The 19,689-nt window shown below is 69.0% G+C and carries 20 protein-coding genes; 12 read left to right on the plus strand and 8 right to left on the minus strand.

Features of this window, described 5'->3' with window-relative positions:
- Nucleotide 1 precedes the first annotated feature (1 nt).
- Nucleotides 2-430 carry a tautomerase family protein gene (locus ACFOPI_RS09785; RefSeq protein WP_382173377.1) on the plus strand — a complete coding sequence of 143 codons (429 nt, stop codon included), beginning with the start codon at nt 2-4 and terminating at the stop codon, nt 428-430.
- On the opposite strand, the gene ACFOPI_RS09790 is transcribed toward ACFOPI_RS09785, so the two are convergent.
- Nucleotides 318-1,784 carry a cytochrome P450 gene (locus ACFOPI_RS09790; RefSeq protein WP_382173378.1) on the minus strand — a complete coding sequence of 489 codons (1,467 nt, stop codon included), beginning with the start codon at nt 1,782-1,784 and terminating at the stop codon, nt 318-320. The genes ACFOPI_RS09785 and ACFOPI_RS09790 overlap by 113 nt on opposite strands.
- Before the next feature lie 100 nt (nt 1,785-1,884).
- Here ACFOPI_RS09790 and ACFOPI_RS09795 point away from each other — a divergent pair, with 100 nt between their 5' ends.
- The 5 genes from ACFOPI_RS09795 (at nt 1,885) to ACFOPI_RS09815 (ending at nt 5,448) form a co-directional block, all read left to right on the plus strand.
- The gene (locus ACFOPI_RS09795; RefSeq protein ID WP_382173379.1) at nt 1,885-2,796 is read left to right on the plus strand and encodes a helix-turn-helix domain-containing protein; all 912 of its coding nucleotides are present in this window, start codon (nt 1,885-1,887) and stop codon (nt 2,794-2,796) included.
- Nucleotides 2,797-2,859: 63 nt separating this feature from the next.
- Nucleotides 2,860-3,399, plus strand: coding sequence for a pilin (locus ACFOPI_RS09800; RefSeq protein WP_382173381.1), 540 nt, complete (start codon nt 2,860-2,862; stop codon nt 3,397-3,399).
- 38 nt (nt 3,400-3,437) lie between these two features.
- Complete coding sequence (locus tag ACFOPI_RS09805) at nt 3,438-3,917, plus strand: hypothetical protein (RefSeq protein WP_382173383.1); 480 nt, start codon at nt 3,438-3,440, stop codon at nt 3,915-3,917.
- Nucleotides 3,914-4,936, plus strand: a complete 1,023-nt coding sequence (locus ACFOPI_RS09810; RefSeq protein WP_382173385.1) for a type II secretion system F family protein — start codon at nt 3,914-3,916, stop codon at nt 4,934-4,936. Before ACFOPI_RS09805 ends, ACFOPI_RS09810 begins: the two co-directional genes overlap by 4 nt.
- The gene (locus tag ACFOPI_RS09815) at nt 4,933-5,448 is read left to right on the plus strand and encodes a pilin (protein ID WP_382173387.1); all 516 of its coding nucleotides are present in this window, start codon (nt 4,933-4,935) and stop codon (nt 5,446-5,448) included. Before ACFOPI_RS09810 ends, ACFOPI_RS09815 begins: the two co-directional genes overlap by 4 nt.
- Nucleotides 5,449-5,576: 128 nt before the next feature.
- On the opposite strand, the gene ACFOPI_RS09820 is transcribed toward ACFOPI_RS09815, so the two are convergent.
- The 3 genes from ACFOPI_RS09820 to ACFOPI_RS09830 form a co-directional block, all read right to left on the minus strand.
- The gene (locus ACFOPI_RS09820; RefSeq protein ID WP_382173388.1) at nt 5,577-7,781 is read right to left on the minus strand and encodes a malate synthase G; all 2,205 of its coding nucleotides are present in this window, start codon (nt 7,779-7,781) and stop codon (nt 5,577-5,579) included.
- Between the two features lie 34 nt (nt 7,782-7,815).
- Nucleotides 7,816-8,526 carry a haloacid dehalogenase type II gene (locus ACFOPI_RS09825; RefSeq protein WP_382173390.1) on the minus strand — a complete coding sequence of 237 codons (711 nt, stop codon included), beginning with the start codon at nt 8,524-8,526 and terminating at the stop codon, nt 7,816-7,818.
- Between the two features lie 76 nt (nt 8,527-8,602).
- A complete protein-coding gene (locus ACFOPI_RS09830; RefSeq protein ID WP_382173392.1) occupies nt 8,603-9,520 on the minus strand; it encodes a LysR family transcriptional regulator in 918 nt (305 codons plus the stop codon).
- Nucleotides 9,521-9,638: 118 nt separating this feature from the next.
- Here ACFOPI_RS09830 and ACFOPI_RS09835 point away from each other — a divergent pair, with 118 nt between their 5' ends.
- The 6 genes from ACFOPI_RS09835 (at nt 9,639) to ACFOPI_RS09860 (ending at nt 15,040) form a co-directional block, all read left to right on the plus strand.
- A complete protein-coding gene (locus tag ACFOPI_RS09835; RefSeq protein WP_382173394.1) occupies nt 9,639-10,859 on the plus strand; it encodes a CaiB/BaiF CoA transferase family protein in 1,221 nt (406 codons plus the stop codon).
- A 7-nt stretch (nt 10,860-10,866) separates the two neighbouring features.
- Nucleotides 10,867-11,784, plus strand: a complete 918-nt coding sequence (locus tag ACFOPI_RS09840; protein ID WP_382173396.1) for a hydroxymethylglutaryl-CoA lyase — start codon at nt 10,867-10,869, stop codon at nt 11,782-11,784.
- A 112-nt stretch (nt 11,785-11,896) separates the two neighbouring features.
- The gene (locus ACFOPI_RS09845; protein WP_382173398.1) at nt 11,897-12,280 is read left to right on the plus strand and encodes a DUF4189 domain-containing protein; all 384 of its coding nucleotides are present in this window, start codon (nt 11,897-11,899) and stop codon (nt 12,278-12,280) included.
- Between the two features lie 83 nt (nt 12,281-12,363).
- Entirely contained in the window at nt 12,364-13,365 is a 1,002-nt protein-coding gene (locus ACFOPI_RS09850) for a LysR family transcriptional regulator (RefSeq protein ID WP_382173400.1), read from the plus strand.
- A 4-nt stretch (nt 13,366-13,369) separates the two neighbouring features.
- On the plus strand, nt 13,370-14,161 hold the full coding sequence (locus ACFOPI_RS09855) for a S1 family peptidase (RefSeq protein WP_382173402.1): 792 nt from the start codon (nt 13,370-13,372) through the stop codon (nt 14,159-14,161).
- A 63-nt stretch (nt 14,162-14,224) separates the two neighbouring features.
- Nucleotides 14,225-15,040, plus strand: coding sequence for a S1 family peptidase (locus tag ACFOPI_RS09860; RefSeq protein WP_382173404.1), 816 nt, complete (start codon nt 14,225-14,227; stop codon nt 15,038-15,040).
- Here ACFOPI_RS09860 and ACFOPI_RS09865 read toward each other — a convergent pair.
- From ACFOPI_RS09865 to ACFOPI_RS09880, 4 genes are all read right to left on the minus strand, one after another.
- Nucleotides 15,030-15,839: a carbon-nitrogen hydrolase family protein gene (locus tag ACFOPI_RS09865; RefSeq protein ID WP_382173406.1), complete on the minus strand. Its 810-nt coding sequence runs from the start codon at nt 15,837-15,839 to the stop codon at nt 15,030-15,032. The genes ACFOPI_RS09860 and ACFOPI_RS09865 overlap by 11 nt on opposite strands.
- Before the next feature lie 97 nt (nt 15,840-15,936).
- Nucleotides 15,937-17,616 (minus strand): flavin monoamine oxidase family protein, encoded by a 1,680-nt coding sequence (locus ACFOPI_RS09870; RefSeq protein ID WP_382173407.1) that lies wholly within the window; start codon nt 17,614-17,616, stop codon nt 15,937-15,939.
- Nucleotides 17,617-17,763: 147 nt separating this feature from the next.
- Nucleotides 17,764-18,399: a LysE/ArgO family amino acid transporter gene (locus ACFOPI_RS09875; protein ID WP_382173409.1), complete on the minus strand. Its 636-nt coding sequence runs from the start codon at nt 18,397-18,399 to the stop codon at nt 17,764-17,766.
- Nucleotides 18,400-18,546: 147 nt separating this feature from the next.
- Nucleotides 18,547-19,560 carry a helix-turn-helix domain-containing protein gene (locus ACFOPI_RS09880; protein ID WP_382173410.1) on the minus strand — a complete coding sequence of 338 codons (1,014 nt, stop codon included), beginning with the start codon at nt 19,558-19,560 and terminating at the stop codon, nt 18,547-18,549.
- Between the last annotated feature and the right edge of the window lie 129 nt (nt 19,561-19,689).

Raw genomic sequence — 19,689 nt, forward strand, 5'->3', positions numbered from 1 at the left:
CATGCCCACGCTGCTGCTCAAGGTGACCCCGCTGCAGAACCCCGAGCGCTACCAGGCGCTGGCCGCTGCGCTCACCCGCCTCACCGCCGACATCCTGCACAAACGACCCGAGGTCACCGCGGTGGTGATCGACGACCTGCCGCGGGCGCGCTGGTGCGTCGGCGGGCGCACGGTGCAGGGCACCGCAGCGCTGCTGGAGATCGGCATCACCGCCGGCACCAACACCCAGGAGGAGAAGGCCCACTTCATCGCCGCCGCGTACGACGAACTGCAGCGCCAGCTGGCGCCCGACGGCGGGTTCGAGGTGGCGAGCTACGTCACGGTGCAGGAACGGCCGGCGACGGACTGGGGATATGGCGGCCAGACCCAGTGGGCGCGGCAGCTGGCGCGCGCCGTTGCAGCACCAGCCGGATCGGCTGTGCCGCCTTGAGCGTCACCTGCAGCCGCGGGGTGGGCGGCTCGGCGCCCGGCGGCACCGCCAGCCGGTAGCGCTGCAGCAGCATGGCCGCGAGCAGGGCCATCTCCAGCTGCGCGAAGTGCTGGCCGATGCACACGCGTGGTCCGGCGCCGAAGGGCATCCAGGCCCCCTTGGGAATCGGCGGCGCGCTATCGAGGAAACGTTCGGGCAGGAACTGATCGGCCTGTGGGAACAGCTGCTCGTCGCGATGCAGCACCCACGGCGTGAGGCGCAGCATCGATCCCTTCGGGACGGACCAGCCGCCGAGCACGATGGGTACGGTGGTGCGCCGGCTCATCAGCGCGGGCGCCGGCGGGTACAGCCGCAGCGCTTCCTTGAGCGTGGCCTGCAGCCACGGCAGGCGTGCCATGTCATCGGCCGTCGGCGTGGCGCCGCCGAGCACCGCGTCCACCTCGGCGGCGGCGCGCAGCGCGGCCTCGGGGTGCGAGGCCATCAGCCAGCTCCACCACAGCAGGCCGCTGGTGGTGGTGTCGTGCCCGGCCTGGAACGTCACCATGCACTGGTCGAACACCTCCTGCTGCGTGAGCGCCGCGCCGCTGTCCTCGTCGCGCAGCGACAGCAGCATGCCCAGCAGGTCCTGCACCTCACCCTCCGGGGGCTGGCCGGCCTGGCGCGCGTCGATGTGGCGACTGATCAGCGAGCGCAGCGTGTGCAGCGCCTGGCGCTTGGCGCGCTTGCCCGGCAGGGGCAGCCAGTCGGGCAGGGTCTTGGGCCAGAACATCTCGCGGAAACCCGTCTCGCCCAGGACGCGGTTCGCCTCGGCCGCGTGCCGCGCGTCGCCCTCGGCCGGATGGGAGAACAGCACCTGCAGGATCACGTCCATGGTGGCCTCGCTCCAGAGGTCGTCCATGGCCACGGTGGCCTGCGACTGGCTGGCGGGAAGCCCGCGGTCCAGCACCCGCTGCGCTGCCTGTGCCATCAGCGTGGCGTAGCCGGCGACGCGGCGCGGCGCGAACGCCGGCATCAGCATGCGGCGCTGACGCTGCCAGGTCTCGCCCTCGTTGACCAGCACGCTCTGGCCCAGCACCTGCGAGAACACCTCGATGCCGCGCTCCCAGCGGATCAGGTGCGCGTGCTGGCCCACCAGGGCCTCGCGCACCAGTTCGGGCGACATCAGGTTCCAGGCCCGCTCGTACCCCAGCCTCAGGGTGCAGACATCGCCGTGCTCGCGGCGCATGCGCATCTCGAAGGCCAGGTAGTCGCGCTGCATCTCGCGCAGCAGCGGCAGACCCCACCAGCGGTCGGGCGGGCCGGGTAGCGTTCGAGCGGATTCGACGGAAAGGGGGGAGGTGGTGGCGTGTGACATGGCGGCCATGCTGGCGCCTCGCAGCGCACCTGTCTTGAACGATTCCGACACTCCAGGGGTTTGAGGCTGGCCGCCACCGCCCCACCTACACTGCCGACCCATGGCTACCTTGAAGCCCGCCGCGCTCGACTTCGACCCCGCGCTGATCCCCAGCGGCACACTGTGGCTGCCGCGCGCCTCACTGTCGGCCTGCCTGCGCGGGGTCATGGTGCGCAGCACCGTGGGCGCTTCGCTCACCGATGCGCAGCGCCTCAACCACTTCCCGGCCTTTCCTTTGTGCAACCTGTGTTGGTGGTTCACCGGGTGCAGTCACATGCTGGAGCCTGCGCAGCCGGGCCGGATGGCGCAGCTGTCCGACCCTCGGCAACCCCTGGCCGGGCGCTGGGTGTTCGGAGGTCCCTTCACACGACCGAGCACCAGCTGGTGCCCGGGCCCGGTGCACGGGATGATGGTGATGTTCATGCCCGACGCACTGCACGCGATGATCGGGCTCGAAGCCGCCCGCTTCACCGACCAGCTGGTCGATGCGGCCACGGTGCTGCCCCCCGACTGGCTGGCCATGTGCGAACAGGTGCAGCACGCGGCCGACGATGCGCAGCGCATGACCCTGCTGGAAGACTTCCTGGAGCCGCGCTGGCAGGCCTGCCGGCCCGCGCTGCCGTTGCAGGCCCACCGCTATGCCGACTGGGTGGCGCATCTGGCCCAGCGCGCGGCCGTCTCCGGCCCGGGCCGCAGCCTGCGACAGCTGGAGCGGCGCGTCAAGCGCTGGGCCGGCCTGCCGCTGCGCGAGCTGCGCGGCATGGCGCGCAGCGAACAGGCCTTCTTCGACGCAGTGACGGCCCAGGCCGAGACCGGCGGCATCCGCTGGGCCGACATCGCCGCCGACAACGGCTACGCCGACCAGTCCCACCTTTGCCGCACGACCCGCCGCATCACCGGCTTCAGCCCCGAGGCGCTGCGTGAGGGGATTGAGAAGGACGAGGCGTTCTGGGCTTATCGGGTTTGGATGTGAGTCCGCAGACGCCCTGTTGCTGCGGCTATAGTGAGGCGCGTTTTTGTGACGGGAGGTAAGGGCATGGCATTAAAAGAGCCATCGATGATTCGGCGTGGGATGGCGGGCTTCGTGCTGGTGGAGCTGATGCTGGTGGTGGGCATCATCGGCATCCTGGCCGCCGTGGGTCTACCCGCATACGGCGAGTACACCACGCGCGCCCGGGTGGCCGAAGCACTCGACCTCGGTCAGGCTGCCCAGAAACCCGTCGCTGAGTTCTACGCCCGCTGGGGCCTCATGCCTGCGAACAATGCCCAGGCCGGGCTGCCTGAGGCGCGCCGCTTGAAAGGCCGCTTCGTGGACGGCATCGAGGTGTTGCCAGGCGGGGTGCTGGTGATCAGCTTGAATGCCCGCACGATGGCGGGCAGGTCAGGATCTGACAAGGCTCCCTTCCATCTGGTTCTGCGCCCGGCCACCAAGCCCGGCGATGCGTTGGCGCCGCTGGCCTGGGTCTGTCAGTTTGGCGAAGGGCTGGAGGGCCTGCAGGTGGCGGACATGCCCGCTGCTGCGACTAACCCGATAGAGAGCCGCTACCTTCCGGCGGCGTGCCGCAAGGCGGCCTGATCATGGCCCCGGACCCTACTTCCAAGGGCTTACCGCCCATGCAACTGTTCCCCCCGAGCCAGTGGAGCCGCACGGGCCTGTCTGTGGTGCTCTTGCTGCTGTTGGTGAGCGCAGGCAACGCGCTGCTGCTGCACTTTGAGATCGATTTTGTTGACCGCGTCCGCGCCGCCGAGGCCTTGGCCATGATGGGGCACGCGCGCAAGGAAATCGTGCTGGAGCGCGCTCAGCGGCCTGCGGCGCGCTCGGCGGGCCGGGGGGATCCGGTCGTTCTGTCGGCGCTGGGGGAACCTGCCGTGAAGAACGGAATGGTGATCCGGTACACGCGCGAAGGAGACCGGGTGGGCGCTCGCTTCAGCAAGGCAGACCAGCCCGATGAACAAGGGGTGTGGGTGCTGTCACCGGTGGAGGCGCCGGACACCAGCGACTGGGTCTCCAACTGGCGCTGCACTTCGCAATCCACAGGCGCATGGCAGCGCATCGCCCAAATCACTTGCCCCGACGACGGCGCATCACGATGAAACAAGACCAGACGCTTTCTGAAACCGCGCTCTTGCTCGAACAACTGGCGGCCGCAACGCGCCAGCGGTTGCCGATGCCGGCGCTGGTGTCCCGCCTTGCCGAAGGCGCCCAAGGGCAGCGCCATGCACCGGCGTTGGCCGCCCTGGCCGAATCCCTGTCCCGCGGTCAACCGCTGGGCGAGGCGCTGCAGGTCTGGCCGCACCTGGGGCGCAGCACCTTGAGCGCGTGGTTGCGTGCAGCCGAGGAGCGTGGCCAGTTGCCCGACGCGCTGGCTGTGCTGTCGGGCGATGTCCAGCTGCAGGCGCGCAGCAACCACAAGGCCCGCATGGCCTGGAGCTGGCCTTCGATGGTGCTGCTGGTGACACTGGCCGTGGCGATCATCGTCAGCTTGTACGTCATACCCCAGATGCGACAGGCCTTCGAGTCGCTGGGAATGAGCATGCCCTTGCCAACCTGGGCTTACTTCTACGCGTTTTCGTTTCCGCTCGGGCTGCCCGTGCCCCTCACCTTGCTGGCCCTGGTCACCGTTGTCTGGCTGAGATTCGATCGCACCGACCGGAGCGATCGGTGGCTGCACAGGCTGCGGCTGGATCGCGACCGCTGGGATGTCCAGGCCCAGTTGCGCCTGCTGCCCATGGTCGCAGCGGACCCGCCCCAAGCCGCGGCGCCAGAGTTTTTGCGCTACCTGGTGGACACCACGCCGATTCCGTCTGTTCGCAGACGCCTTGAGCAGGCGCAGGCTCGGATGGACCAAGGCGCCACGCTGGCGGTTGCGCTGGAGCAGGAACGCTTGTTGCCCGCGGCTGCGCTGGCGCATCTCGACGTGGCGGCGCGCACTCACAACATGCCCGCGATGACCTCGTTACTGACGCAGCAGCTGCATGATCGGTGGACGCTTGCCTCGGTACGCTTTGAGCGCAACCTCAATCTGATCGTCTACCTGGTGGCGGCCTGGCTGGCTCTGACCTTGCTCATCGCCGTCTACCTGCCCATCTTCAAACTGGGGCAAGCCATATGAACACTCCTCGCATCTGCCACGGCGGTTTTACCCTGATCGAACTGATGGTGGTGGTGGCCATCGTTGGCATCATGGCCACGCTCGCGATGCCGTCATACCAGGACCGGATCATCCGCACCCAGGTCAAGGAAGCACTGGGCCTCGCCGGCTTTGCCCAGGAGAGCGTGCAGGCGTTCCAGCGCGCCCACCGCAAGCTGCCGGCCAGCAACGCCGATGCGGGCCTGCCGCCAGCGGACAAGATCGTTGGCAACTATGTCAGCCGTGTTCAGGTGGAGGCCGGCGCCACCCACCTGACTTTTGGCAACAACGCCAACCGGAATCTCGCGGGCAAAACGCTCACGCTGCGGCCGGCGGTCGTCAAGGAACATCCCCAGGTCCCGATCGCCTGGGTCTGCGGTCAGGCCGGTGTGCCCGCACAGATGCAGGCCATGGGCGACAACCGCACCGATCTGCCGCTGGAGCTCCTGCCGGTCGACTGCCGGCCCGGACCGGCGGGCACCCCCAATCAGTGACATAAAAAAACGGCGCCCGCAGGCTCCGTTTTTCAAGGTCCAGAACGCGGCGGAACCGGCTTGGCCGGGCCGCATCGCGTTGCCCCCTTGAGGGGGTGACGCACCGCAGGTGCGGCGTGAGGGTGGGCTTAGCCCGCCTTCACTTTCAGGCGCCACGCATGCAGCAGCGGCTCGGTGTAGCCGCTGGGCTGTTCCTTGCCCTTGAAGACCAGGTCCAGCGCGGCTTGGTAGGCCTTGCTGGTCTTGGCGTTGCCGGCCATGGGCTGGTACAGCTTGTCGCCGGCGTTCTGCTTGTCCACCTTGGCGGCCATGCGCTCATACGTGTCGCGCACCTGCTGCTCGGTGACGATGCCGTGGTGCAGCCAGTTGGCCACGTGCTGGCTGCTGATGCGCAGCGTGGCGCGGTCTTCCATCAGGCCGATGTCGTTGATGTCCGGCACCTTGGAGCAGCCCACGCCCTGGTCGACCCAGCGCACCACATAGCCCAGGATGCCCTGGATGTTGTTGTCCAGCTCGGCCTGCTTCTCGGCCTCGGTCCAGTTCGGGTTGGCGCTCACCGGCACGGTCAGCAGGCCGGTCAGCAGGTCGTCGCGCAGTTTGTCGGCCTTGACCTTCTCCAGCTCCTTCTGCACGTCGGACACCAGCACCTGGTGGTAGTGCAGGGCGTGCAGCGTGGCGCCGGTGGGCGAGGGCACCCAGGCGGTGTTGGCGCCGGCCTTGGGGTGGGCGATCTTCTGCTCCAGCATGGCCTTCATCAGGTCGGGCATGGCCCACATGCCCTTGCCGATCTGCGCCTTGCCGCGCAGGCCGCAGCTCAGGCCCACCAGCACGTTGTTGCGCTCGTAGCTCTGGATCCAGGCGCTGGTCTTCATGTCGCCCTTGCGCACCATCGGACCGGCCAGCATGGCGGTGTGCATCTCGTCGCCGGTGCGGTCCAGGAAGCCGGTGTTGATGAAGGCGACGCGGCTGGCGGCGGCTTCGATGCAGGCCTTGAGGTTGACGGACGTGCGGCGCTCTTCGTCCATGATGCCCAGCTTGACCGTGCTGTCGGCCAGGCCCAGCACCTTCTCGACGCGGCTGAACAGTTCGCAGGCGAAGGCCACTTCGCGCGGGCCGTGCATCTTGGGCTTGACGATGTAGACCGAGCCCTTGCGCGAGTTGCGGATCGCGTCTTTCTTGCCCTTCTTCAGGTCGTGGATGGCGATGGCGGTGGTGACCATCGCGTCCATGATGCCTTCGGGGATCTCCTTGCCTTCGGCACCCCAGAGGATGGCGGGGTTGGTCATCAGGTGGCCCACGTTGCGCACGAACATGAGCGAGCGGCCGTGCAGGCGGACTTTCTTGCCGTTGGCGCCGGTGTACTCGCGGTCGGCGTTCAGGCCGCGGGTCATGGTCTTGCCGCCCTTCTCGAACGACTCGACCAGCGTGCCCTGCAGGATGCCCAGCCAGTTGCGGTAGGCCAGCACCTTGTCCTCGGCGTCCACCGCGGCCACGGAGTCTTCCAGGTCGAGGATGGTGGACAGCGCGGCCTCGACCACCAGATCGCTCACGCCGGCGGCGTCGCTCTTGCCGATGGCGGTGGCGCGGTTGATCTGGATCTCCAGGTGCAGGCCGTTGTGCTTGAGCAGCACGGCGGTCGGTGCCTTGGCTTCGCCCTGGAAGCCGATGAACTGGCTCTTGTCGGCGAGCTTGGACGTGCCGCCTTCGGCCAGACCCACGACCAGCTCACCGTCCTTGTTGACCTTGTAGCCGGTGGAGCCGACGTGCGAACCCTTCTTCAGCGGGGCGCAGCGGTCGAGCACGTAGCGGCAGTACTCGATGACCTTGGCGCCGCGCTTGGGGTTGTAGCCGCCCTTCTTGCCGACCTTCTCGCAACCCTTTTCTTCGCTGATCACGTCGGTGCCGTACAGCGCGTCGTACAGGCTGCCCCAGCGGGCGTTGGCGGCGTTCAGGGCGTAGCGGGCGTTCAGGATCGGCACCACCAGCTGCGGGCCGGCCTGGGTGGCCAGCTCGTCATCCACGTTCTTCGTGGTGGCCTTGACCTTCTTGGGCTCGGGCACGAGGTAGCCGATGGTTTCCAGGAACTTGCGGTAGCCGGCCATGTCCAGGATCGGGCCGGGGTTGGCGCTGTGCCATTTGTCCAGCTCGGCTTGCAGGCGGTCGCGCTCGGCCAGCAGGGCGGCGTTCTTGGGCGCCAGGTCGGCCACGATGCTGTCGAAGCCCTTCCAGAAGGTCTCGGCGCTGACACCGGTGCCGGGCAGGACCTGGGCGTTGATGAACTCGTACAGGTCGGTGGAAACCTGCAGACCGTGGATCGTGGTGCGTTGCGTCATGGAAGGACTCCGTCGGTTCAAAGAGAAAAGGAAATCAGTCGAAGAAGGCGAGGACGTCGCGCAGGTTCGTGGCCGTGCGCGTGGGCGGCGTGCCCAATTCCTCGAAGGGTTGGTTCTGGCGGTTCACCCACAGCGTGCGGTAACCGAACCAGGTCGCGCCCAGCGCGTCCCAGCCGTTGCTGCTGACGAACACGATCTGCTGGCGCGAGAGGCCGGTGACTTTCTCGCCCTGCGCGTAGGCGTCGGGGTGGGTCTTGTATTTGCGCACGCTGTCCACGCTGATCACGTGGTCCAGCAGGCCCTCCAGACCGGCGCTGCGCACGGCGATGCCCAGCATCTGCGGTTCGCCGTTGCTCAGGATGCCAGTGACGATGCCGCGGCTCTTGAGCGCCTGCAGCACTTCACGGTTCTCGGGGAAGGCGCTGAGGCTGCGGTACTGGTTCATCAGCTGCGCGGCCTTGGCCTCGTAGGCGGCCCAGTCGCTGCGCGCGGCCGGCTCGATCAGCTTGATGGCGTAGGCCAGTGCGGCCTGGGTCAGTTCCCAGAATGGGCGGTAATGGGGCTGATGGGGCGCGCCCTGGTCGCTGGTGGTCACCAGCCGGGTGTATTCGATCTGCTTGTCGCGCCACACGGTGGCCAGCCGGGCGCCCTGGCCCGGGAACAGCTGCTGGGCGAGCAGGCCCACGCTGTACACGTCGAACAGCGTGCCATAGGCGTCGAACAGAACCGCGCGGGGTTTTTCCATCCCGCCACTTTATTCGAGACTTGCTGTCGGATTAATCGCCTGAACTTTGACTTATCTGTGACAAAAAAGCGGGTAATCAGTCTTCTGCAGCGGCCTCGCGCACCAGGTGGTCGCGCAGCAATCGGGCGGCTGGGCCCAGGTCGGACTCGTCCCGGAAACAGATGGAGAAACGGCGCTCCGCCCAGTCCTCGTCCAGCGGCACCACGGTCAAGCCCAGGGTGTCGGCACGGGGCTGGGCCACCGCCACCGGCATCACGCCCACCGCCAGCCGCGTGGCCACCACGCGCAGGGCGGCCTCGAAGTCGGTCACGATCATGCGGTAGCGCAGCGTGTGGCCCAGCTCGGTCGCGGCGCGTTGCATCAGCGCCTGCACCGCGCTGTCCACCGGCAGGCCGACGAAGGGGTGGTCCAGCGCCTGCGCCAGCCGCACCCGAGTCAGCCCGGCCAGCGCATGCCCCCGTGGCACGACCAAGCCCAGCCGGTCGCTGCGATAGGGTGCGTGCGCCAGGCCGCGCAGGTCGGCGCCGTGCGGGCTGTGCCAGCAGATGCCCAGCGAGGCCACGCCGTCGCGGATGCCCTGCACGACCTGCGCGCCCGAGCGCGACGCCAGTTCCACCTGGATGCCTTCGTGGCCCGGCCGGGCCAGGAAGCCGGCCACATCGCCCGGCAGCGGCGCCGCCATCACCGACGCGGTGGCCAACAGGCGCACCTGGCCGCGCACGCCGGCCGCGAAGGCCGCCATGTCGCGCTCGATGCGCTGGGCGCCCAGCAGCAGTCCGCGCGCGTGCTCGCGCAGGCTCTCGCCGGCGGGCGTGGGCTCGACCCCGTGGCGGCGCCGGGTCAGCAGCGGCGTGCCGATCTGCGCCTCCAGATGGGCCAGGCGCTTGCTGACCGCGCTGGCGGTCAGGTGGGCCTCGGCGGCGGCGCGGACAATGTTGCGGTGGTCGCAGACGGCCACGAACAGCCGCAAATTGGTGAGATCCAGGTCGCGCATGGGTCAAGAAATTCCTGAATGGAAAACCATGTCGGCAAAAGTAGCGCTTTGCGGCGAATTGGTAAAGCCTAAACTGCCATCGCCGGGCGCACACCGAGGCCCGGAACGGAGACATTGCATGAACCAGACTGCCGGGGGCGCCGCCGCCCCCACCCAAACGCTGCCGCTGACCGGCTTGCGCGTCGTTGAATTCACCCACATGGTCATGGGCCCGACCTGCGGCATGGTGCTGGCCGACATGGGGGCCGAGACCATCAAGGTCGAACCCATCGAGGGCGACCGCACGCGCCACCTGCTCGGTTCGGGTGCGGGCTTCTTTCCGCTCTTCAACCGCAACAAGAAGAGCATCGCCATCGACCTGCGCCAGGCCGAGGGCGCCGAGGTGGCGCGCCGCCTGGCGGCGAGTGCCGACGTGGTGGCCGAGAACTTCAAGCCCGGCACCATGGCCAAGTACGGGCTGGACTACGCGTCGCTCAGCCAGGTGAACCCGCGCTGCATCTACATCAGCCTCAAAGGCTTCCTGCCCGGCCCCTACGACCACCGCACCGCGCTGGACGAGGTGGTGCAGATGATGGGCGGCCTGGCCTACATGACCGGCCGCCCCGGCGACCCGCTGCGCGCCGGCACCAGCGTGAACGACATCATGGGGGGCATGTTCGGCGCCATCGGCGCGCTGGGTGCGCTGATCCAGCGCGGCATCACCGGCAAGGGCCAGGAGGTGCAGAGCGCGCTGTTCGAGAACAACGTGTTCCTGGTCGGCCAGCACATGCTGCAGTACGCGATCACCGGGAAGGCCGCGGCGCCCATGCCCGAGCGCATCTCGGCCTGGGCGGTGTACGACGTGTTCACCGTGAAGGACGGCGAGCAGATCTTCCTGGCCGCAGTGAGCGACGCCCAGTGGGTGACCTTCTGCGACGCGCTGGGTTTTGCCGACCTCAAGGCCGATCCGCAGTACCCCGACAACAACGCCCGCGTGAAACTGCGCCCGACGCTGCTGCCCATCCTGCGCGAGCGGCTGGCCGGCTGGCGCGCGGCCGACCTCGCCGCGCTGTTCGAGAAGGTCGGCCTGCCGTTTGCGCCCATCCGCAAACCCGAGGAGCTGTACGCCGACGAGCACCTGCTGGCCACCGGCGGCCTGGCCGACATCACCCTGCCCGACGGCGAGCGCGCCGGCCAGACCGTCAAGACCACGCTGTTCCCTTTCACATTGGACGGCCAGCGCCCCGGCGTGCGGCTGGACCCGCCGCGCATGGGGGCCCACACCACCGAACTGCTGCACGGCCTGGGCTATGCGGCGTCCGACATCGAGCAGCTGCGCCGGCAGGCTGCCGTGGCGTGAGGCCCGCATGAGCAAACCCGACGTTCACATCAGCGAGGTCGGCCCGCGCGACGGTCTGCAGTCGGTCAAGGCCACCATGCCCACGGCCGACAAGTGCCGCTGGATTGCCGCGCTGGCCGCCGCCGGCCTGCGCGAAATCGAAGTGGGCTCCTTCGTGCCCGCGAAGCTGCTGCCGCAGATGGCCGACGTGACCGAGGTGGTGCGCCACGCCGTGACCTTGCCGGGCCTGACGGTGATGGCCCTGGTGCCCAACCGCCGCGGCGCCGAGGCGGCGCTGGCCGCCGGGGTGCACAAGCTCACCCTGCCGGTGTCGGCCAGCGAGGCGCATTCGCAGGCCAACGTGCGCAAGACGCGCGAGCAGATGGTGGCCGAGCTGCGCGAGGTGGTGGCGCTGCGCAACGAACGCGCGTCCGGCGTGGTGGTGGAGGTGGGCCTGTCCACCGCCTTCGGCTGCACGCTGCAGGGCGCGGTGCCGGAGGATGAGGTGATCGCGCTGGCCGTGGCCTGTGTCGAAGCCGGCATCGACGAGGTGGGCCTGTCCGACACCACCGGCATGGCGAATCCGGCCCAGGTGCGGCGCCTGTTCACCAGGCTGCGTGCCGAACTGGGTGAGCGAGCTGGCGCAGCCCACATGCACAACACGCGCGGCCTGGGCCTGGCCAACTGCCTGGCGGCGTACGACGTGGGCGTTCGCAGCTTCGACAGCTCGCTCGGTGGCCTGGGGGGCTGCCCTTACGCGCCGGGTGCCAGCGGCAACGTGGTGACGGAAGACCTGGTGTTCATGTTCGAGGCCATGGGCGTGTCCACCGGTGTCGACATTCCGAAGCTGATGGCCGCGCGGGAGCCGCTCAAGGCCGGTCTGCCCGGCGAACCGGTCTACGGCATGACACCCGAGGCCGGGTTGCCCAAGGGATGGGGCCACTGAGTCGCATCGGCTTGCGATCTGGATCAAGACGCGGTCGCGCCACTGGCATAGACTGTCCGCGGTGGGCGCATCGGGCGTTCATGCCAACCAATCTTTCCGGTGGAGGAAACCCATGAAAAAGTTGTGGACCTGGGGTGCGGCGCTGATCGCCGCCGCGACGCTGGCGGCCTGCGGGGGCAGCGACGACGACTATCACGGCGCCATTGCGGTCAGCGAATCGACCAAGCGGGTGGGCATTGCGTCCGAAGCCCTGACCCAGTCGATCGCCAACGACGCGGCACGCGACGAGTGCGACGCCGGCGATTGCCAGGTGGTGCTGCAGTTCGAGGAGTGCGGCGCGATTGCCGCCGGTTCGGGCAGCTCGGGCGGCTGGGTCTGGGGTGTGGCCGCGGCCGGCTCGGCATTCGATGCACAGACAGCGGCCAACAACGCCTGCACGGCCAAGGGTGGTCAGAACTGCGGCGTGATCCCGAATCTGGCGGCCCAGTGCAACTGAGCCGACTGACATCACCTTCAAGTAAAAAATCTGTCCACAAATCCCGTTGATTGCCTCCTTTTGATGGGGTAATCTGCGGGGCTATGGACAAGCTCAAGCAGCTCGAAACCTTCGTCTCGGTGGCCACCCGCGGCAGCCTCACGGCCGCTGCGAAGGCCGAGGGCGTGGCGCCGGCCATCATCGGCCGGCGGCTGGATGCGCTGGAGTCCCGGCTCGGCGTCAAGCTGATGGTGCGCACCACGCGCCGCATCACGCTCACCCACGAGGGCAGCGCCTTCATCGAGGACTGCCAGCGCCTGCTGACCGACCTGGCCAACGCCGAGGCCAGCGTCAGTGCGGGCGGGGTCAAGGCCAGTGGTCATTTGCGGATCACGGCCCCCGCCGGTTTCGGTCGCCGCCACGTGGCGCCGCTGGTGCCGCGTTTCCGCGAGCTGCACCCCGAGGTCACGATCTCGCTCAACCTCAGCGACCGGGTGGTCGACCTCGCAGGCGAAGGCTACGACTGCGCAGTGCGCGTGGGCGACCTGCCGGACTCGTCCCTGGTGAGCGTGCGCCTGGCGGACAACCGCCGCATGTGCGTGGCCACACCCGACTACCTGCGGCGCCACGGCCGCCCCACCCACCCGGCCGACCTGGCACGCTTCGACTGCCTGACCCTCTCGTCAGACGCCTCGCAGACCCGGGGCTGGGCTTTCCGCATGCCGCCCGGCGAAGGCGCCTCCGAAGGGGCCGAGGCCGAGATCGTGCACCTGCGCCCCGGCGGTCCGCTGGACTGTTCGGACGGGCAGGTGCTGCGCGAGTGGTGCCTGGCTGGCTACGGCATCGCCTGGCGCAGCACCTGGGAGGTGGAGGCCGACATCGCGGCCGGCCGGCTCGAAACCGTGCTGGACGAGTACGCCGCGCCGCCCAACGGCATCTACGCGCTTTTCCCCCAGCGCAAGCACCTGGCGCTGCGGGTGCGGCTGTGGATCGACTTCCTCAAGCACCACTATGCGCAGGCCGAGTTCTGGGCTGGCGGCGGTACATTGGCGGCTGCGACGGGGCCGGCGGGCCGGCCTTTCCCCATTTCTCAACCAGCAGGGTGAATCCATGAACAGGATCGGCAAGGGAGTGATGACCACGGTGGCTGCCGCCGCTGCGGCAATGTTGTTGGCGGCTTGCGGGGGCGGCGACGACGCCTCGCTGCCCAGTGCGGAGTCCATGTGCGGCAGCATGGGCTTGCAGCCCAAGGTGCTCAACGGTGCCAACTGCGGGTCGCCGGAGCGCTCGTCCGTCATCCTGCTCAATATGGCCACCAGCTCGGGCACGGCGCGGTGTTCGGGCACGCTGATCACGCCCACCAAGATCCTGACGGCGGCGCACTGCCTGCCGTCCGGCACCCGCCGCGTGCTGGCGGGCCTCTGGCGCGCGGACGGCTCCGTGGTCGGCGTGCCCGCCAGCCGCTGGGCGGTGCACCCGCAGTACCAACGAGGATCGAACGCGCTGGTCAACGACGCGGCGGTGATCGTGCTGCAGCAGGCGTTGCCCAACCCGACCATGGGGGTGCTGCTGAGCCAGCCGTCCTCGCCGGGGCAGCCGATCTATGTGGCCGGCTGGGGCGCGCCCGGGTTTGATCTGGCGGTCGGCTTTGCCACGCTGACCACGGTCAACGAGACCAGCATCGGCTACACCTACTCGGGCGAACTGAGCAACACCTGCAGCGGCGACTCGGGCGGTCCGGCCTACCGCACGGTGGGCGGGCAGCCCGCGCTGATCGGCATCACGTCCTCGGGCACCGTCTCCGACTGCGGCAAGGGCGACGGTTCGCTGTTCACCAACGTCCAGGGGCCGTCGGTGATCAACTTCATACGCTCGCAGGCGCCCGAAGCGGCCTACCTCTGAGAAGCGCCGTAGAGCGCTGGGATGTGACGATGATACATAATGTCACATCTCAAGGGAGGATTTATGAACCAAACAGGACGGATGGGTGTCGGGTTCGCCAGCGGCTGCGCCGCGGTGCTGACGGCGGTGGTGCTCGCAGGTTGCGGGGGTGGCGATGGCGCCGAACCGGTGAACCTGGAGCCGACGGCGCTGTGCAACAGTGCGGGTGCTCAACCCAAGGTGGTCAATGGCGCGTCCTGCGTGTCGTTCAGCAGCACGCCGGTGGTGTACCTGCTCATCGCGCGGGCCAATGGTGAGCAGGTGGCCTGCTCGGGCACCCGCGTATCGCCGACCCATGTGGTTACGGCGGCCCACTGTCTGGAGGGCAACCCCCGGAGCGTCCTGGCGGCCCTGTTCAAGACGGACACCAGCGTCAAGGGTCTCGCCGCCAAGAAATGGGTGCTGCACCCGGCCTACGACGGATCGGGCCCGCCCACCCCCAACGATGTGGCGGTGGTGACATTTCCCGCGGGCCTGCCCAACCCCACCATGCCGATTCTGGCCAGTCAGGCGGCGGCGCCCGGACAGGCCGTCACCTTCGCCGGATGGGGCGAGCCCACGGGCCTGCTCGCGGTAGGGGCTGCCAACCTGTCCGAGGTGAATGAGCAAAGCCTGGGCTTCAAATTCGACGGCAGCCAAAGCAACGTGTGTGCCGGTGACTCGGGTGGGCCGATGTACCGGGTGCTGCCGGGTGGACCGGCGATGATCGGCGTGGCATCGAGCGGGCCGAAGTCGCCCTGCGGTGAGAAGGCCACGGTGAACTCGTTGTTCACCAACCTTCAGACGCCGTCGGTGCTGGAGTTCGTGCGCTCCCAGGCACCGGGGGCGGTCATTCTCTGACCGCAAGCGCCTGGTACAGCCCAGGTCGGCGGTCTGGCAGCTGGCTGTGCTGCCGGGCTGCGACCAGCTCGCCAGCATCAAGCGCAGCGAGCATCAGCGTCTCGTGCCGCCCGGCGGTCGCCATCGGAAGCCCATGGGCACTGGCGACGGTGCTGGCACCGCCATAGTGAATGGTGCCTTCGCTGCCGCAGGCGTTGGCGTAGGCCACGAACACGCGGTTTTCGCAGGCCCGGGCCGGCACCAGCAGTTGCTGCACCTCGTCGTACCCCACCATGTTGGCCGTCGGCACCAGCACCGCGTCCACCCCTTGCAGCGCCAGCAGGCGCACGGTCTCCGGGAACTCCACGTCGTAGCAGATCAGCAGGCCCAGGCGCCAGCCGCGCCATTCGAAGACCTTTGACGCGGTGTCGCCCGGGCTGAACTGCGCGCGGTCCAGGTCCCCGAACAGATGGGTCTTGCGGTAGTTCATCAGCCGCGCGCCGTCGGGGCCGATGGCCTGTGCCGCGTTGAAGGGCTGGCCGTGCGGGTTGTGCTCCGGGTAGCCGTAGACGATGGCGATGCCGTGGCGCTGCGCAATGCGCGCCACCGCCTGCGCCAGCGAACCGTCGACGGGCTCGGCCAGGGCCGCCACGCGCTCGGCGCCGATGGCGTAGCCGGTCATGACCATTTCGGGCGTGATGAGCAGCTCGGCGCCCTGCGCCCGAGCCTGCGCGCAGGCCGCGTCCAGGCGTTGCAGTGCCTCGGCGGTGCTGGCCGGGTGGGGCGTCTGCCAGAGAGCGAGGGTCAGGTCGTTGGGCATGGCGCGCAGTCAGGGTTTCGCCGCAGGGCCGCCCCAAGGCGAAACGCGCCCCCTTGGGGGGCAGCGACCCGCGCAGCGGTGGAGCGTGGGGGCATTGTCACTCTGGCAAGGCCACTGGGCCCAAGGTTGGATACAACTCTCCGGGGCCAGGGTTCTCTGCCGCGCATTGCCCGCCCAGCTGGTGGACGATGCCCCACACGGCGTTCAGCGAGGTCTGCACCGCGCCCTCGACCCAGGCGGGCGTGAACGAAATGTCGTCGCCGGCCAGGAAGATGCCGCGCTCCGCGGCGGGCAGGGCGTCTTGCATGAAGTGGCCGTACATGCGCTGGTTGTAGCGGTAGTGGCCGGGCAGGGCACCCTTGAAGGCGCCGAGGAAGTAGGGGTCGGCTTCCCAGGAGATGGTGATCGGGTCGCCGACGATGTGGCCGGCGATGTCCACCGTCGGGTAGATCTTGCGCAGCGCGTCCAGCGCCAGCTGCACACGTTTGGCGGGCGGGTGCGGCAGCATCTTGAGGGCGTCGCTCATCCAGGCGTAGGAGAGGCACATCACCGCCGGCTTGTCCGGCCCGTTGTCAAACAGGTAGGTGCCGCGCGTGAGCCGGTCGGTCAGCGTCATGCTCAGCGTGTCGCGCCCGGTCGCGGGGTCCACGTCTTTCCAGAACGGGCGGTCGACCATCACGAAGGTCTTGCTCGACTGCATGTAGCGCGTGCGGTCCAGCGCCATCCACAGCTTCTGCGAGAACAGCGATTCTTCGACCGCGATCTGCGTGGTCAGCAGCCAGCTCTGGCAGGTCACCAGCACGGCGGGGTAGGTGCGCTCGGTGCCCCAGCTGTCGGTCAGGGCGAGCTGCCCCGACGCCGGGCCGTCCTTCACGCGGCGGATGGCCGTGACACCCGGCCGCGTGGCACCGCCGTGCAGGCCGGCAAGGGACGTGCCGGCCGGCCAGTGTGCGATCTGTGCCGGCGCGTGCTGCCACAGGCCCAGCGGCACCTGCTGCACGCCGCCCACGATCAGGTGCTGGTCCTCGTCGCAGCCGGTCAGCACCACGCGCAGGATCTCCAGCATGGTGTTGGGGAAGTCCGAGTCCCAGCCCCCGGTGCCGAAGCCGACCTGGCCGAACACCTCGCGGTGGCGGAAGGACAGTTGGGAGAACGCCTTCGATTGCGCGACGAAGTCGTAGAAGGTGCGGTCGTCCCACAGCGGCACCAGCGCATTCCACAGGGCTTTGAGGCGCGGCACGTCGCGCTGGCGCAGGGCCTGCTGCAGGTCACCGAAGCCCAGCTCTTCCAGCGCGGTCGCCCAGGCGTCCGCCACCTCGCGGAACAGCGGCGGCAGGTCGGCCAGCGTGCGCGCGTAGTGGGTCTGGCCCTCCAGGTCGACCACCGTGCTGCCCGCCGCGGGCGTGAGCGGGTTGGGAAAAGGTTTTGTCTCCACCCCCAGCAGCTTCACGTAGTGGAAGAACGCGGTGGACGAGGCTGGGAAGCGCATGCCGCCCAGCTCCGCCACCACACCCTGGCCGCCTTCGAAGGGCTGCGAACGCAGGCGCCCGCCCATGCGCGAGGCTTCGTAGATGACGGGTTTGAGGCCGAGTTTCATCAGCTCGTAGGCCGCGGTCATGCCGGCCATGCCGGCGCCGACGATGGCGACCTCGGTGCCGTGCGCGCTGGCCGGCAACGTGGCCAGGCCTTGCGGGTGCGCCAGCCAGTCGTCGTAGGCGAAAGGGAAGTCCGGGCCGAAGATGGTGATCGGGGCGGAGGTGGGGCGGGTGATGGTCATGGGACAACCTTCAAATGCAGTGTTGATCTGGTTCACAAGAAGTGCAATGCCAGCGGGGTCTCAGACCAGAACGCGGCGGAACCGGCTCCGCCGGGCCGCGTCGCGTTGCCCCATGGGGGGTGACGGCCGCAGGCCGGCGCGGGGGGGTCACAACAATCCCATCAGCAGCCAGGCGGCCGTGCCCCACATCATCAGCGCCACGGCGCCGTCCAGCACGCGCCAGATGTGCAGCGAGTTCAGCCGCCGGCCGAGCCAGAACGCGGCGGCGCCCAGCACCAGGATCCACACCACCGAACCGGTGGCAGCGCCCAGGCCGAAGGCCTTGCTGCCCGGGCCGTAGGCCAGCGAGGCGGTGCCGATCAGCACAGCAGTGTCCAGCCAGGCGTGCGGGTTGAGCCAGGAGAAGGCCAGGGCCGAGAGGATGGCTTGGCGCTGCGTCACCGGTGCCGGGTGTGCCGCGCCCGTGGCGTGCGCTGGCGCGACCGGGGTCTGCGGCTTGAGGAAGCGCTGGAACGCCTGCCAGCCGTACACGCCCAGGAACAGCACGCCGGCGCCGATCAGCGCGCCCAGCAGCTTGTCAGAGAGGCCGCCGAGCTGGGCCAGGCCGAACACGCCCAGCGAGATGAGCACGATGTCGGCCAGCGCGCAGACGGCAACGGTGAGCCAGAGGTGCTGGCGCTGCAGGCCCATGCGCAGCACGTGCGCGTTCTGCGGGCCGATGGCCATGATGAGCGACATGCTGAGCACCATGCCGGCGGTGAAGGTGGGGAATGCGAAGGTCATGGTGCGGGAGTCTGCCGCCCCGCGCCGGTTTGTTAAACCATTTCAACTCGAAATCGAGTTGGTTAAAAATGATTTGATCTGAACGGCCCGCGCAGTGGCGGAGCGTGGGGGCACCCGCGATCCGGCGCCGGGCCGCCCCAAGCCGGATCAGCCCCCCTGGGGGGCAGCGACCCGCGCAGCGGCGGAGCGTGGGGGTACCCGTGTACACGACGGTGTTTCGCCGAACAGAGCCTTGTAGTCGTGGCTGAAGTGGCCCATGTGCCAGAAGCCCCAGCGCGCCGCCACGTCGCCGATGGTCTGGTCGGCGTCCGCGTCGCGCAGCTCGCGCCGCACCGCGTTCAGCCGCACCAGGCGCAGGTAGCTGGCGGGGCTGATGCCCAGGCTGTCCTGGAAGCAGTTCTGCAGTGTGCGCCGGGTGATGTGCAGCGCCTCGCACAACCGTTCCACGCCCAGGTAGTCCTGCGGCTGCTCGGTCACCAGCTCGCGCACGCGGCGCACCACGTCCTGCCGGCGCTGCTGGCGTGGGGTGACCGCCTCGGCCTGTCCGTCGGGCATGAGCGTGTCGCCCAGCACCGAAAACAGCGCCTCCCGCAGGCTGCGGCGGCCGGCTTCGTGGTGCAGCACGCCGGGGTCGGCCTCCAGGCCGCGCAGCACCTCGCGCATCAGCCCCACCAGGCGGAAGCGCTGGGTGGGCGTGAGGCTCTGCACCCGCACGCCCGGCCCGCGCACCGGCGCGGCATCGGCCTGGTCGCGCATGCGCACATGGGCCTGCAACTCGGCCGGGTCGAACACCAGGCCGTAGAGGCCGTGGCCGGCCGGCACCTGCAGGTCGAAGGCTTCGCTGCCGTCGGAAATCATGAGTTCGTGGCCGCCCACCGGGCGCCCCATGAAGCGCAGACCTTCGGGGCGTTCGGGCACCGACAGGCCCAGCCAGACACCGCCGCGCCAGGGCCGGCAGTGCTGGCTGGTGGCGCAGTTGGCGACCTCCTCGAAGGCCTGCAGCGGGCCGTCGAACAGCTCGCGCACCTGGCCCTGGAACACACCGGGCGAGGTCTGCACGTAGTCCTGGTCCCAGGCGTCGAGGTTGCGGGCGTGCACGTCCACCTCGCGCGTGCGTTTGACGCGGAAGGCGGTCGGCGGGGTGGGGCAGGCAGTGGGCATGGCGGGCTCCTTCGGTGCACGCGGCGCCGGGGTGCAGCGGGAGTATCAAGTTCCGTGCCACGCGCGCACGGCGGGAAAACCCGGGGGTGAGACTGCCCGGGCTATCCCGTTTCGGAAAAAGTGCGCCAC

Origin of the sequence: Hydrogenophaga luteola (genome assembly GCF_042648585.1) — a bacterium.
Lineage (GTDB): Bacteria > Pseudomonadota > Gammaproteobacteria > Burkholderiales > Burkholderiaceae_C > Hydrogenophaga > Hydrogenophaga luteola.